The organism is Capsulimonas corticalis (assembly GCF_003574315.2).
GTDB classification, from domain to species: domain Bacteria; phylum Armatimonadota; class Armatimonadia; order Armatimonadales; family Capsulimonadaceae; genus Capsulimonas; species Capsulimonas corticalis.
On record NZ_AP025739.1, the window covers coordinates 1,324,469 to 1,339,748 of the forward strand.

At 60.1% G+C, this 15,280-nt stretch carries 11 protein-coding genes; 3 read left to right on the plus strand and 8 right to left on the minus strand.

Going from position 1 to position 15,280, the window contains the following annotated elements:
• Window position 1 precedes the first annotated feature (1 nt).
• From D5261_RS05690 to D5261_RS05705, 4 genes are all read right to left on the minus strand, one after another.
• Complete coding sequence (locus D5261_RS05690; RefSeq protein WP_119321088.1) at window positions 2-517, minus strand: GNAT family N-acetyltransferase; 516 nt, start codon at window positions 515-517, stop codon at window positions 2-4.
• Entirely contained in the window at window positions 510-797 is a 288-nt protein-coding gene (locus tag D5261_RS05695; RefSeq protein ID WP_119321089.1) for a type II toxin-antitoxin system TacA family antitoxin, read from the minus strand. The genes D5261_RS05690 and D5261_RS05695 overlap by 8 nt, the downstream gene beginning before the upstream one ends.
• Before the next feature lie 125 nt (window positions 798-922).
• Complete coding sequence (locus D5261_RS05700; RefSeq protein ID WP_125205932.1) at window positions 923-1,435, minus strand: PEP-CTERM sorting domain-containing protein; 513 nt, start codon at window positions 1,433-1,435, stop codon at window positions 923-925.
• Window positions 1,436-1,558: 123 nt separating this feature from the next.
• A complete protein-coding gene (locus D5261_RS05705; RefSeq protein WP_119321091.1) occupies window positions 1,559-2,572 on the minus strand; it encodes an AraC family transcriptional regulator in 1,014 nt (337 codons plus the stop codon).
• Between the two features lie 183 nt (window positions 2,573-2,755).
• Here D5261_RS05705 and D5261_RS05710 point away from each other — a divergent pair, with 183 nt between their 5' ends.
• The 3 genes from D5261_RS05710 to D5261_RS05720 all read left to right on the plus strand — a co-directional run bounded on the left by D5261_RS05710 (window position 2,756) and on the right by D5261_RS05720 (window position 9,297).
• Window positions 2,756-4,681 carry an RICIN domain-containing protein gene (locus tag D5261_RS05710; RefSeq protein WP_119321092.1) on the plus strand — a complete coding sequence of 642 codons (1,926 nt, stop codon included), beginning with the start codon at window positions 2,756-2,758 and terminating at the stop codon, window positions 4,679-4,681.
• Between the two features lie 212 nt (window positions 4,682-4,893).
• Window positions 4,894-6,543, plus strand: a complete 1,650-nt coding sequence (locus tag D5261_RS05715) for an RICIN domain-containing protein (protein ID WP_119321093.1) — start codon at window positions 4,894-4,896, stop codon at window positions 6,541-6,543.
• 555 nt (window positions 6,544-7,098) lie between these two features.
• The gene (locus D5261_RS05720) at window positions 7,099-9,297 is read left to right on the plus strand and encodes a coagulation factor 5/8 type domain-containing protein (RefSeq protein WP_165864136.1); all 2,199 of its coding nucleotides are present in this window, start codon (window positions 7,099-7,101) and stop codon (window positions 9,295-9,297) included.
• Window positions 9,298-9,367: 70 nt separating this feature from the next.
• On the opposite strand, the gene D5261_RS05725 is transcribed toward D5261_RS05720, so the two are convergent.
• From D5261_RS05725 to D5261_RS05740, 4 genes are all read right to left on the minus strand, one after another.
• Window positions 9,368-10,213 carry a prepilin-type N-terminal cleavage/methylation domain-containing protein gene (locus D5261_RS05725; RefSeq protein WP_119321095.1) on the minus strand — a complete coding sequence of 282 codons (846 nt, stop codon included), beginning with the start codon at window positions 10,211-10,213 and terminating at the stop codon, window positions 9,368-9,370.
• A gap of 116 nt (window positions 10,214-10,329) precedes the next feature.
• Entirely contained in the window at window positions 10,330-12,777 is a 2,448-nt protein-coding gene (locus D5261_RS05730; RefSeq protein WP_119321096.1) for a glycosyl hydrolase family 95 catalytic domain-containing protein, read from the minus strand.
• Window positions 12,778-13,145: 368 nt separating this feature from the next.
• Window positions 13,146-13,934 carry a DUF1559 family PulG-like putative transporter gene (locus D5261_RS05735; protein WP_165864137.1) on the minus strand — a complete coding sequence of 263 codons (789 nt, stop codon included), beginning with the start codon at window positions 13,932-13,934 and terminating at the stop codon, window positions 13,146-13,148.
• 149 nt (window positions 13,935-14,083) lie between these two features.
• Entirely contained in the window at window positions 14,084-15,100 is a 1,017-nt protein-coding gene (locus D5261_RS05740) for a helix-turn-helix domain-containing protein (protein ID WP_119321098.1), read from the minus strand.
• Between the last annotated feature and the right edge of the window lie 180 nt (window positions 15,101-15,280).

Here is a 15,280-nt window from a genome sequence, read left to right on the forward strand (position 1 = left end):
ATCAGGCTTCCGCTTCTATAGATTGGCGGATATCCTTGAACAGCAGAAACAAGTGCAGTGAGTTGGTCGGTGACGCCTCCATCCCAAACTTTTGATAGAAAGTCCTGGCCTCTTCGTCTTTCGCATGAACCAAAAACGCCCGCCCTCCTATGGCTTCTGCCCCGTACAAGGCGCGACGAAGGGCATCCCGAAGCAAAGCCTTGCCAAGTCCCTTGCCTTGCTCGTTCTGATCTACGGCAAAGCGGGCCATAAGAATGACCGGCACGGGGTAACGCCCCTGACCTTTGGTGACGCGATCGGGCGCCGCTTCTGGCGCCACGGAAGCCGGAGCAAGGCTGTAATAGCCGATTACGCGTTTGCCTCGCGCTATAACATAGGTTCTCGCTCCTCCGCTGGCCTGGTTTTGAAGAGCATACTTTCTCAGAAAATCATTCAGGGGAGATTTGCCGCAATCAAAGCCGGCGATCTCATGGCTCTTGGCAAGCAACGCCGGTGAATGCAATACTTCATCATCCATGAAAAGGATCTGCCTCGCTGAACAATTGGCGAAGCGCCGGAATGTTTTTTGGCGCTTCCTCTAGTCGCTGGCAAAAAGCTTCCCATTGTTCGGGCGGAAGATGAAATTCTGTTTGATCGGCGATGATGGCGCGGGCGGCGTCCAGGGACGCCTCCAGCACAAATTGGCTCATGTTCATACTGCGGGCGCGAGCAGCCTGCGCCAATAGCGTTTTATCTGGCTCAGATGCGCGAATAGAAAGCCGACTTTCCCGCTGGGTAGTTGGGGTATGGTTTTTCATGCTTCTCACTCCTTGCTGACTCCATCATACCATACTGTACACCCGTTGTACACCCTAAAACACGAGAACGACGGTTCGGGGCGAACGCCGAACATGACGCTCACCCCAATTTCTAAGACCGAACTTTATGCGGAGCGGTAGCGCATTCGGAGCCCCATCAGCACCAGGCTGCCGATGGCGAACGCCGCCATCGTGGACGGTTCAGGAGCGGGACAGGGGCCTGGGGTGATCTTGATGTAGAAGTTCTTCCCGGACGCCGCGCCCGCGAACTTGTGCGTGATGGGAAGAGACAGATAGCCGAAGCCGCCAAACTGGCCGGCCGTTTGGGTGACGTCACTCTGGTTGAGCGTCAATTGGTAACAGCCCAGGTCCGTGTCGGCGAAGATCAGGTTCTTCTGCATTAGACACGCGCAGAAGGTCGCCGGCAGATTGCCGTAGCTGTCCACGCCGCCGGTGATGTCTTCAATGCTAAATGTGGCGATGACATCTTTGCCGGATTTCGTAAATGTGCTGTCGTTGGTGACAAAAGCCGCGCCGCGCGCGACGGAGGCGGAGCCCAGCACCAGGCATGTAAGAATACAGAGAGACCCGCCGGATCTTGCTAAGCGAGCGCGTGCGTCATTGACGGATGTTTTCACAACTGAGCATCTCCTTCTTTGGACAGAGGTCTTGCAGTGAAGTGAATGGTCTGCAGCGCTAACAGAAGCGGCAATCAGAATTTGTTCTAATTGCCCAACAATGCTACCCAATAATCGCGTATTTTACGCCTGTGTTTCCACAATATTTCCACTTTCTTTTGTGAACTGCTGCGAGAGCGGCAGGGAGCCGTGCAGCCGAAAATCGCTGGGCGTCATTTGCATCACCTGTCGGAAGGCGTGCATGAAGTTGGCGTAGTCGGAGTAGCCGAGCTGCGCGGCGATGGTTTTGATGGGCGTATCCGTGTTCTTGAGCAGGAAACAGGCGCGGCGGATGCGCTGTTCAAAACAAAACTGGCGGGGCGACACGCCAAGGCGGCGCTGGAAGCAGCGCGAGAGGTGTTCGCGGCTGACGCCGAGCTCGCGCGCGACGTTCTGGATCGGGATCTCCTCGTCGCCGCTCAGCATCGTGACGGCGCGGCGCACCAGTTCAATCGCGGGATCGGTGTCTTCCGTCGTCCGCGCCGCCGCCATCAGCGCCAGCATCAGCTCGATCACCAGCTGGGCGGCGTCCGAGACATGGATATTCGTCACCCGGTAGCCGTCCGCCTCATACGCGAGCAGACGCTTGATGATGGGGGTCTCGGGAGACAGCTTATAGACCGAGCCATAGTTATGGATCAGCGCACGCGTCATCGCGTGCGCGGCCAGGCCATGAAAGTCAAAGCCTAAATATTGCCAGGGCTCGGTCGCGTCTGGTGGATAGTAGTAACTGGCGTACGGGTTATCTTTCTCCACCAGAAACCCCGTCCCCGCCGGCACGGGATAGGCGCCGGTATTGTCCTCATACACCCCCCTCCCGGACAGCGTATAACAGAAATACCGAACTTCGTCGCCCGGGCTGTAGATACAGTCGTTGCGATATCGGGCGTCGCGCGCGATCTGCATCGTCACATCGATCGAACGCGGCAGCAGCGGCCCGTTTTCCAGCACATGGAATGTCGTATTCCAAAGCGTTTCAAAGGTGCTTTTATGCGTGGAGTGGTGGCGCGCCAGCTCATCCATCGGCACCGGAAGCGTGGCGATCGGCGGCAGCCAATCGAGGCTCTTCAGGGGATACAGGGCTTTACGATCGGTCATTGCAATTTTCTGTCACTCTCCGGACATCGGTGTCACGTCGCCACACAATTGATCACGTCATAGTCATTGACGATACTGATGCACTATTGTATCATAAATATCGCAGATCACGTGAACGGGTATCGAATTAAGTTTTAATCGATATAATCGCAATACAAATGCAGCGATGAGGCGCATCCATCCATGAAAAGAACACGACTCAAAACCGTCACACGAACGGCTTCCGCGCTACTGGTCAGCCTGCTGATCGGCAAGACCGGCGCGGCGCAGATCCGCGTGGCGTGTGTCGGCGACAGCATCACCTGGGGCCAGGGCGCTTCCAACAGCGCGACGACCAGTTATGTGGCGCTGCTCCAGCAGATGCTTGGCTCGGGATACGCCGTCACCAATTACGGCAACCCGGGAAAGGCGATGATCTCGAACCCGAACCTGGACATCGCCTATGTGAAGACGGCCGAGTATACGAACAGCACCAACGCCAACCCGAATATCGTCATCATCCAGCTCGGGACAAACGACGCGCTGGACAATGTCTGGACACAGCTCGGGAACGAGTACGCGGCGGACGCGCAGGCGCTGATCAACCACTACGCGGCCCTGCCCGCGCATCCCAAGATCTATATCTGCCTGCCCCCCGCGATCTACGGCGTCGGCAACTTACGCGCCGTCCACCTGGAAAACGGCGTCATCCCCGCCCTGCGCACCCTGACGGGCGCGAACTTGATCGATAACTACACGCCGACCCGAAACGTCCCCGAGGACTTTGTCGACGGCGTTCACCCCAGCGACGCCGGGCATGCCATCCTCGCCAACGACGTGTATCGGGCCATGACCAACGCGGCGCCCATTCCGCCAAGCTTCGTGGCCGTAGGCCCGGACAATCAAACACGCGTATTGAAGGCCACCGACACCAATGGCTCGATCTCGCTCCAGACGATCGCGACGGACGGCGTGACGGTCATCAGCACAAACAACTACGGTCCCTTTCCCGGCTGGCGTGTGACCGCGATGTGCGTCGGGCCGGACAACTGCCCGCACATCCTGTGGACAAACGTCAATCAAACCGTCAATCTCTGGAAGCTGAGTTCGACGGGAGCGAATCCCGCGATCAGCCAGACCTTCAGCCCAATTACCTCGTTCCTGCCGCGCGACATCAGCGTCGGCGCGGACAATCTCCCGCATGTGCTCTGGGACGACACCAACAACTCCGAGTTCCTCTGGCGTCTCTCCGCCACGGACACGAACCCGGTGACCAGCGCCGTCTCGGCCGCGCCTGCCGGATACGCGGACAAGGCCGTCGCCGTCGGCGCGGACAATCTGCCGCATATCCTCTGGGGCAGTTACGACGGCCGCATGCAGCTCTGGCGCACGAATTCGGACGGAAGCAGCCCCGCTGCCGGCCCCGCTTACGGCCCATTCGCCAGCTTTGTCGCCTCCGATATGGGTATCGGCCCCAACAATCAGCCGCAGGTGCTCTGGAAGCACAGCGCCGGGTTCGCCACCCTCTGGTCGCTTCAGTCCGACGGCTCCAACCCCGTCAACTATCAGACCTACACGCCCGCCGCGCCCTGGCGTCAGGCCGGCCTCGATGTCGGCGGCGACAACCAGCCACGCGTTCTCACCAACAATAACGATGGAAGCGCGACGCTGAAGAAATTCACCGCCGCCTTTACCCCTCCCCTCGCCGCCGGAACCTATCGCATCATGGGACGGCAAAGCGGACGCGCCCTGGACGCCGCCGGCCAGAACACCGGCAACGGAACCCACATCGATCTCTGGGATGATAACGCGGGCGCCAACCAGCGCTGGACCGTCACGCCCGTAACCGGCGGCGCTTACAAAATCGTCGGCCTGCAAAGCGGACGCCCGCTGGACGTCGCCGGCCAAGCCACGGTCAACGGAACAGGCATCGATCTATGGGATGACAACGGCGGCCTCAACCAGCTCTGGACGATCTCGCCCACGGACGGCGGCAACTTCGCGATCGTCGGCGTCCAAAGCGGACGCGCTCTCGACGCCCACGGCCAGGGCGCGGTCAACGGAACGCCGATCGATATCTGGGACTGGGACAGCGGCTTCAATCAGCAATGGAGCTTTGGGACGCCTTAGCGAACGGAAATGCCTGGCGAATGAATTCGCGGCTAAAAGTACGGTCACCCGCCTGCGCGGGTTCAGAATTTTGCGCCGAAGGCGCTTATCTTAATGCCGTAGGTTCCGAAGTCCGCGAAGGCGGACGGCCGTACTTTTAGGCGCGAATTCATTCGCCGGCCTTCTTAACGCGCATCACATTACGAACACACTCAAGAGAAATCAGGAGATCAATGAAAACACAACTCAAAGATGCGGTGCGGGTCGGCAAGATGATGGTATGCCTCGCGCTCGCGGGGGCCGCCGGAATGGGCGGCGCGCACGCGGGCAGTCCTGTCGGCGATGTCGTCGGCAAGGTGACGGTTGGATACCAAGGATGGTTCTCATCGGCGGGTGACGGTTCGCCGTCGAACAGCTGGAACCATACGAATTATGAACTCTGGCCCGATGTTCGGGAGTACACGACGACCTATCAAACGCCCTACGCCAATCTCGGCAACGGCCAGCCGGCGAAGATGTTCTCGTCGTACGACCAGTCGACGGTCAACGTCCACTTCAACTGGATGGCGCAGAACGGGATCGACACGGCGGCGCTCCAGCGCTTCGTCAATGAGATCACTCCCGGCAGTACACTCAAGGCGCAGCGGGATGGGGAAGCGACTCGGGTGATGAACGCCGCCCAGGCGGCGGGCCGCAAGTTCTACATCATGTACGACACCTCCGGCGGCACGGCGGGCATGGAGACCGACTGGACCAACACGATCGTCAACACCCTGCATCTGACGTCGTCCTCGGCGTACGCCAAACAGAACGGCAAGCCCGTCGTCTGCATTTGGGGCGTGGGTTACAAGTTCTTCCCCAACCCCACGGACGGCGCGGCGATTATCAACTGGTTCAAGGCGCAGGGCTGCTACGTGATCGCCGGAGTCGCCGGCGACTGGCGCACCGGCAGCGGAGGCGCCAACGACAACACGCAGGCCGGCTACGGCGCCGTGTGGCCCCTGTGCGATATGATCATGCCCTGGCAGGTCGGCGGGGGGCCGGATCAGCCCTGGATGACGGCCGATTACTCCTACTGCAATTCGCATAACATCGACTACCAATCGGACGTCTACCCCGGCTTTTCGTTCCATAACTCCAACGGTTCGACGCAAAACGCGATCCCAAGAAACCATGGCGACTTCATGTGGTCGCAGTTCGCGCTCGTCAAGCAGGTCGGCGTCCCAAGCGTCTACATCTCGATGTTCGATGAGATGAACGAAGGCACGGCCATCTTCAAATGCGCGGAAGACTCGTCCATGATCCCCACCAACCAGTGGTTCCTGACGCTGGACGCCGACGGCAAGCATGTCTCCTCGGATTACTACCTGCGCCTCACGAATAACGGCGGCAAGATGATCAAGGGAGCGCTTCCGTACCAGGCGATCAACTCGACCCCATTCACGGTGAACTCCTCCGTAAGCGCCGGGACGTACCGGATCATCGGGCGACAAAGCGGGCGGGCGCTCGATGTCGCGGCTCAAGGCGCGGCCAACGGCTCGGCGATCGATCTGTGGGATTACAACGCCGGCGGCAACCAGCAATGGGTGATCACGCCGGTCAGCGGCGGTTATAAGATTATCGGCGCACAGAGCGGCCGCGCGCTCGACGCCGCCGGGCAAGGGACCGCGAATGGAACCGCGATCAACCTCTGGGATTATAACGGCGGCGGCAACCAGGTCTGGACCATCTCCCCCACCGACAGCGGCTACTTCAAAATCATCGGCGCACAAAGCGGCCGCGCGCTCGACGCCCACGCCCAGCTCACCGCCAACGGCACCGCCATCGACCTCTGGGACTGGGACGGCGGCCTGAATCAGCAATGGAGCATCGGGGCGCCGTAGAGTGAGTTGCGCCCTGGCTGCGCCCTATCCCCCGCCTCAGTTCACAAGGGTAGGTTTTTTGCCTACCGGGCAATAAATTACCCGGCTGGGGGTTGCTTCGCAACCCCCAGCCCCGTATTTCAATGCGGGGTCAGAGCCGCCCCCATAATTTATTGCGGGGGCGGAAAAACCTACCCCAGTGAACCGGCCCCCATGGGGGGCATCTTCCCTTCTCAACACCACGACAAGATCTATATCGGCCATAATTACGAACGCCCCCTTTCCCGCCCGAAGGGCCGAAGCAGGGAAAGGGGGAGGCCGAGCCTCAGCGAGGCGGGGGGATGGGGCGCTGTCGGGGATGGGGCGCAGCCAGCGGCTGGCGTCTTTCACGAGAATAGATCAAGAAATCGATGGCATTGTGACTAGACACCCCGGCGCGCATCCCTTATACTGAGAAGCAGGGTGAAACATATCAAGCGTCTTGCGGCGTTCGGCAAGATGTATTGATAGAAATTATTGCCATTCAGAACAATCTCAAGAATTAGGAAAGAAGTAATCCCACCGATGACAACATCAATGAAGACATTCACTCAGCTTCTATGCCTCCCCATGGTCGCCGGCGCGCTTGCCGGCGCGGCGAATTCGGCGCACGGGGCCGTCGGCGCGACGACGCCTTTTTCGAGTTACGAAGCTGAGGCGGGGACGGTCGGCGGCGGCGCTTCCGTGGTCTCGCTGACGTCCGCGCCGACGACGCAGTATTCGAGCCCGACGCTGGAGGCGTCCGGACACGCTTACGTTCAGCTGACGGGCAACGGGCAGTATGTGCAGTGGACGAACAATACCGGCGGGAATATCACGGCGATCAATGTGCGGGCGTGTATCCCCGATTCCTCCGGCGGCGGCGGGATTACGGCCACGCTGGACCTTTATGTGAACGGGACGTTTCGACAGGCGATCAATCTGAGCTCGAAGCAGACGTGGCTTTACGAAGGCAATAACAACTATCAGGGCAACGATCAGAATCCGGCGGACGGCAACCCGCGCGTGTTCTACGACGACGCGCATACGTTCATCTCGGGAGCCGCGATCCCGGCGGGCGCGACGATCAAGCTCCAGAAGGATTCGACGAACACCGCCGCCTTCTACGATATCGATGTCGTCGATGTGGAGAATCCGCCGGCGGCGATCGCACAGCCGGCCAACTCGCTCAGCATCACCAGCTATGGCGCGACGGCGAATAACAGCGGCGTGGATAACTCCACGGCGATCCAGAACTGTATCAATGACGCGCAGTCGCAGGGCAAAAGCGTATGGATCCCCTCGGGTACGTTCTATGTGAAGACACAGGGCGGCATCAACGCGAACGGCGTCACCATCCAGGGCGCGGGCATGTGGTACAGCACGATCTACCGCAATATGAACCTCCCCAACGCCAACCCGCTGGGAGCGATCTTCAACGTCACATCCTGCACGGTTCGTAACTTCGCGCTCGATTCCAACGCGCCCAGCCGCGCCACCGTCGATGGCTGTGGCGGCGGCATGGACACCACGGGAACGAACTGGCTGGCGGAAAATATCTGGACCCAGCACACGATGTCCGGCTTCTGGGCGTCGGGGACTGGCGGCACGGTGCGCAACTGCCGGCTAACAAGCATCTGGGCCGACGGCTGCAACCTCAACAATGTCGCGCTGACGGGAACGGTCGGCAACAACCTGACCGCGACGAATAACTTCATTCGTGGAACCGGCGACGACGGCATGGCGATCAACTCCGTCAACTACAACGGCAGCACCAACTACACCCCGATGTCGGGCGCGACCATGACCAACAACACCATTGTCGCAATCTGGGGCGGCAAGTGCCTGGGGATCTACGGCGGCGGCGGGCATCAGGTGATGTATAACTACATGAGCGACACCGCGCGCTACATCGGCCTAGGCGTCGGCAAGTTCGGCGTGAACGGCTCGGACCTTACCTCCGGAACCGTCATGTTCAACACCGTCGTGCGCTGCGGCGGCAACGGCTTCAACCAGGGACAGCCGGCGCTGCACATCGGCAACGGCGGAGACGGACAGGGTGTCGGCGTTGTCTCCGGCGTCACGGTCAGCAACAACACGGTGCAGAACGCGCTGTACAACGGCGTCGGCTTCTCCACCAGCTCGAACATCACCTTCGAGAGCAACACCATCACCGCGCCGGCGCTGGACGGCATCGTCATCGCGCCGCCGTTCTACCCGGCCCCGTCGGGTTCGGCGTCGATCCGCTTCAACACGGTGAACGCCTTGAATTCGGGCCACACACAGTTCGTCAATAACTCCAGCGGGTACACGGCCACGGTCGTTCAGAACACCTGGCAGGGAACCCACAAGCTGGTTCCCGGGACGAACGTTTCTTTTCAGGCGGTCGGCGCCAACAGCAAGTACGTCACGGCTCCCAGCGCCACCAGCCCGCTGATCGCCAGCGCGTCCACCGTGGGAAGCGGACAAACGTTCACGGTCATCGACGCCGGTAACGGCAACATCGGCCTCAAGGCGCTTGCGAACAGCGAATATGTCTGCGCCGACAATTCGGGAACCAGCCCCCTCATCGCCAACCGCACGGCGGTCGGCCCCTGGGAAACGTTCACGGAGGTCGACGCCGGCAATGGCAACATCGCCCTGCGAGCCCTGAACGACAGCGAATACGTCTGCGCCGACAACGCCGGCGCCAACCCGCTGATCGCCAACCGCGCCGCCTTCGGCGGCTGGGAAACGTTCGCGGTGGCGACGCACTAGCGGCCCTCACAGGTCCATCCACAATAAGATGCCCCCCGGCCCCCACTGGGGGCGCCGGGGGGCATCTTATTTAGATCGGGCTAAACGTCGCCGAGAAGTGCTGATTTCCGCTGGTCAGCGCATCGGTTCCGGAGGCGTTGCCGCCCGTGCCGCCGCCCCAGTTGTAGAGGCAGCCGTCCTGAAGGCAGCTTGCGGCGGTGGTTCCGGCGGGAATGGAGCCCGCGTTGTTGCCGCCGGGCGTTCCGCCGGAGGAGACGGCGGTGGGGCGCTGAAATTTGACGTGGCCGTCGGAGAATAGGTAATTCGCGCCGTCGGTGTGGCGGCCCGTGCGGCTCTTATCGTAGAGCGAATCGTAGGGGCGTCCGCCGATCGGACCGGTGTCGTAGAGCGCCCACGGGTTGGGGATGTAGCCGCCGCCGCCATCGCCGCCGTTCCCGGAGACCGAGTAGTCGTTGCCGGAGGTGACGGGATCGGTGACATCGCCGACCACGCCGATCACTTCGAAATACATGACGGTGGACGCCGGAGCATTCAACGAGGCGACCGTGCCGGAGGCCGGTGTCAGCAGCGAGCTGAGGTTGGAGTTGTAGCCGTAGCTGATCGGCACGCGGGCGTCCGGCGATGTCGTCGGGTCGTCCGGACACTTCATCATGCCGACGCTCTTGATATACGGCATCACGCGGCTCGCCCAGCCGTGCCCGCCCGCGCCGTTGTCGGACGCCATAAACGTCTCGTCGTTGTCCTGCACGTATTGCAAGACGGACAGGCCCAGCTGCTTCATATTACTAGCGCAACTGATCTGACGGGCCTTTTCCCGCGCTTTGGCGAAGACCGGGAAGAGAATTGCGGCGAGAATCGCAATGATTGCGATGACGACGAGTAGCTCGATCAGTGTAAATCCATGCTGGCGTTTCATAAAATATCGCCCCCTTTTGATAACGGAATGATGGGTGGTTGTGATCCTGGTCACAACGATGCAAATGATGAGACAATGCGCTCACACCACTATCATATCCTATAGGGGAATATGGGTCAATATGGATCATGTGACCCGGTTATGTGCTCAAGTGATCGCGAAACTGAAATTTGCGTCCGCGAGCGCGGAGCGGGAGAAGCCGCCTCCGCGCTCGCCCGCAGTCGATCCAGCCTGAGCGCAATTCGGACGCTCTTGCCGGCGCGCAGCGGAACGATGCGCGCGATCCGTCCCAGCGGCGATACGCGGAACTTCGGCGCTCCCGAAATCGCCTGGATCCCGCCCCGGTCGATCAAAGTCAGATCCTGATCGATATCGGACTTCAGCACGCAGGTCACCGCCGCGCCGTCCGCATCCCAGCGTAAACTTTGAATCGTGACGCGGTTTCGGCCTTTGACGCCCGAAATCTCGCCCTGATCGAGAGTCTCCGGCAGCGCCGGCAGCAGCTCTAGCACGCCGGGCCGTGAGGAGATGAGCATCTCCATCATGACGGTCGGGACGGCGTTACACACATCGGTGCAGAAGACATCGTGATTGGCGTTATGCGATGTCGCCAGGCTGTCAAAATAGAAGCCGTTTTGGAACAGATGCAGCAGCTTGCTGTTGACCGCCCGATCGTTGTTGACGGCCGCCGCGATCAGCGCGCTGTGCAGATAGCCATGGCCCGTACCGTAATCGAACTGATCCTTCTTCGCGAGTGTCGTGGACGCCGCCTGGAACATCGCCGGCTCCGTTTCCGCCGTGATCTCCCGGAACGGCCAAACGCCGAGCAGCTGGCTGGAGTGGCGATGGTTGTAGTTATCCTGCAAGCCCGGCCACGACCATTCCTGCAAGGCGCCGTCGACATTCACCAGATACGGCGGCAGCTTATTCAGGATCTTCGTCCACCGCTCCCGCCCCTGCCCCGCTCCCTGCTCCACATGCAAAATTCCGCATGTCTCGACTAGCGCCGTCAGCGCGAACTTCGCCCCCGCGATATCGAACGAGGAGTTGTTCAGCAGCGAGACATGGACATTGGCCGGCTGGTTTTCCGGAGACACGGATCCGGCCAGAATGTACTTTCCGTTGGCGTCGGTCTTGGTCAGGAAGTCCTCATAGAAGTCTCCCATCTCTTTAAGCAGGGGATAGAGGCGGGTTCTGAGAAACCGGGAGTCGCCCGTCACCAGGTAGTGCTCCCAGAACGGGTACAGCAGCCATCCCTCCTCGCCCGTCGCGTATTGATAGGGATAGTAGTCGCTGATTCCCGCCATAAGGCCGGCGCCCGCCGCCGGCGTGTTTCCGGCGGCCACCATGCCCCGGCAGCCGAGCAGCTTGCGCGCGTTGGTTTCGAAGTCGGGCCGCCAGGATTCGTTGATCTTGAAGTAGCCTTCCATCGCCTCCGGCATGTCGCCGATATTGCCGCCGCTGACCTGGAAATTGAGATTGGCGTCCAGGTGATAAAATCCGCCCCAGCCCGCGCCGCAGTCGGCGGTCCAGATACCGAGCAGATCGGGCGGCGTCTGATCGCTGCTCGCGCAGAGATAGTAATATCGGCCCGCGTCGAAGATCCGCTCCCAGAGCGCCCTGGTCGCGGACGGCGAGGTCTTCTGGAGGGCCAGCTGCTCCTCATTCGTTCGCGCGCGGTCGGCGGGGCTGGCGTTCAGATCGAGGCGGACCCGATCGTAAATCGCCTGATGGACCGCTTTGTGCCGCTCCAGAAGCGTCTGATAATCGGCGGGCAGCGCGGCCAGTTGTTTCTGGATTTCGCGCCGATCCCAATGAGCTTCGCAGTTCTCGTAGTACTTCGCGGTTCGGGTCAGCAGCAGCACCGAATCGGCGTCCACGATACGAAGCACATTGCCGTCGACGCTTTTGGATCCTCCCACCGTCACGACGCGGGTCACGCCTTCATATCCGGCGTTGCTCGGGTTGGGCGAATACTTCACTCGCATATTGAGCGTGTCGAGACTCGCGGCGCTGTCGAACGTCATGTCCGATGGGAATCCCATCTTCGGCTCCGTCGTCAATTGGATCGCGCAGGTAATTTTGTGGCCCTTCGGCGCCGTGAGAGACTGCGCCGTGACATTGTCGGGCCGGGAGACGAACGCGCGGCGCGACCAATCGCCGCGCCGATCCGTCCAACGAACGACGATCTCCCCCGTCTGGAAGTTACAGATGCGGGAATAGCTGCGGATCGCGCCGTCTTCCGGTGTTGAGATCCGCATCTCATATCCCGGATGACGGTTCCCCTCCCCGCCCCCTTGATAATGCGCCGATTTCACGGCCAGATCATTGGCGGCGGTGAAATTCCCGGCGACGCAAAAGTCCTTGATCGCCGCCAGGTCGGCGGCGCTCACCTGGGCGAACGACCGGTCACTCGTCTTGGCGAGATTAAAGCCCCGGTCGTTATAGACAACGGTTTCTTGCAGCGGATTGCCGAAGACCATGATTCCCATCTTGCCGTTGCCGGAAAGAAACGCGTTTTCCCAGTCGCCATACTCCACCGGATAACGATGCGAAATCCCCATGCGCTGAGAGTTGAAGCCGCCCGCAAAACACGGCAGGGCGAGGGCGGCGAGTATAAGGGCGAAGGCGAAGGTCCGGCGGAGCGCCGGCGGAGCGCCGGCGGAGTGAGGATCATTCTCGAAGTCCTAAATTTTGTCTTAAGATCAATCAGTCGGGCAATCGTTGCAATAGATATTACGAATGCGAGCCTTCGTCACAGGGGCGAATGCGCGCAGCGCGGGCATGCAATATTATAGGGTAAAGATCGGCCACGGTCAACCTCCGTATTGTGATTTCTCCTGTGAATTTGTGATGTCCTGGGATCGATCGCGCAAAAAAGCCTCGCGAAGCGCGCTTCGCGAGGCTTTTTCCGTGCGGCGATCCAAAACGCCTATTTGTACTTGTTGGCGGCGTTCTGCAAAATGTTCAGACAGTTGTCCAGACCGGAGCCGGTGTAGTTCAGGCCACGGCGGTTCCACATATTGACGGCGCCCGCGCCGCCCATGCTGGGGTTCCCGGCGCTGTCCGCGACGTTGCTGATTGTCTGGAAGGGCAGCAGCGCCTTCACATGACCGTCGGAGAACAAGATATTCGCATGGCCGGTATGACCAAAAAACAGCGTGGGGTTATTGCCGCCGATGTTATCGGGCATATGCGAGTCGCGCCAGTAATTTCCCGTAATCCGCAGATCCGTGTTGCTGGAGTTGCTCTCAAACACGGCGATGGTGTTCGACGGCGCGTCGAAGTCCGCCAGGGTCGGCCCGGCAAACCCGCGTTGTCCGAACGCGCCCAGGCTTCCGTCGTTGTCCGTGTTGACGTTGTAGGAAACACGGCTCTTTTTGTCGACATCGTCGTCGTTCATCGATGTGGAAGACAAAGAGTTGGACGGGCAGGTGAATACGCCGTAACTCTTGATATACGGCTGAAGCAAGTTCTCCCAGTTCGGACCGAAGTTGTCCTGATTGTTCGGACTCATGCGTCCGGAAGGCATGGTCTCATCGTTGTCCTGGGCGTACTGCATAATGCCCAGGCCGATCTGCTTCAAATTGCTGGCGCAGCTGGTCTGGCGGGCCTTTTCGCGCGCCTTGGCGAAAACGGGAAAGAGAATAGCGGCAAGAATCGCGATAATAGCGATGACAACGAGTAGTTCGATCAGAGTGAAAGCGGAATTTCGCTTCATAATATTGATCCCCCAAGATGGCTGAATAGAGATAAAGAGATTTGGGATACCAAAGCGTTCCCTGTAGTCGCGTGACACCATTATAGAAGGGCGCGTGAGAACGGTCAAGGTGGCAATTGTGATATTTAGTATTATTTTGTGATGTCGTCTTACTCGATGGTATTTCGCTGAGGAGGAAGCGCATCATGGAGGAAGATCTGTGAGAGGGGCAGGAAGCCGCGCTGGCGGAACTCGCTGGGCGTCATCTGCGTAACCTGACGGAAGGCGTGGACGAAGTTGGAGTATTCGGTATAGCCGAGCTGCGCGGCGATGGTTTTGATCGGCGCATCGGTGTCCTTGAGCAGGAGACAGGCTTTGCGGATGCGCTGCTCCAGGCAGAATTGCCGGGGCGACATGCCGACTCGGCGCTGAAAGCAGCGCGACAGATGCTCCCGGCTGACCCCCAGGGCGCGCGCGACATCCTGCACCGAGATATCCTCGCCGGTGCTCATGATCGGGATCGCGCGGCGCACCAGATCGATCACGGGGTCCGTCTCTTCCTTCGCCCGTCCGGCCGCCGTCAGCGCCAGCAGCAGCTCCATCACCATCTGCGCGCCGTCGGCCATATGGATGTTCGTAATCCCATGCCCCAACGCCTCATACGCCAGCAGCCGCTTAATAATCGGCGTGTCGGGCGGCAGGGAGTAAATCGGCCCATATTTATTGACCAGCGCCCGGGTCATGGCGTGGGCGGGCAGGCCGTTATAGTTGAACGCCAGAAACCGCCATGGCTCGCGCGTATCCGGGGGATAGAAATAGGCGGCGTCGGCGTTGTCTTTTTCCACCAGAAACGCCTGCCCTTCCGGAACGGAGTAAATCCCGGAGGCGTCGGAAAAGCCTCCCACACCCGACAGGGTGTAGCAAAAGTAGCGATAATTTTCAAACTGGCTGTATTTGCAGTCGTTCCGATAAAGCGGGCTGCGCACCACCTGCGCGCTGATATCGATCGGGCGCGGCATCATCGGCGCGTCTTCCAGCACGTGAAAATGGGTGCGCCAGAGATGCTGGAAGGTCGTAAAGTGCAGGCGGCCGTGCCGATCGATTTCTTCCGGGGGAACGAAAAGCGCCGCGATCTGAGGCAGCTCGTCCGGCTTCGGGAGATCGGCGGGAGCAGGGGATTCGTTCATTCGCGTATCGTCTTTCCGGTCGGGCGAAGTCACAATTGCACTCAAAAGATGATTTCTCTAGCGTTAACGCCGCTTGTCGATCATTGTATCATAAAAACCCCGAGAATATCGAAACAGGTCTTAACGCGGTAATAGCAATTCTAACACTCCTAATCAGCGTCCAAATAATTCGTCTTAAGT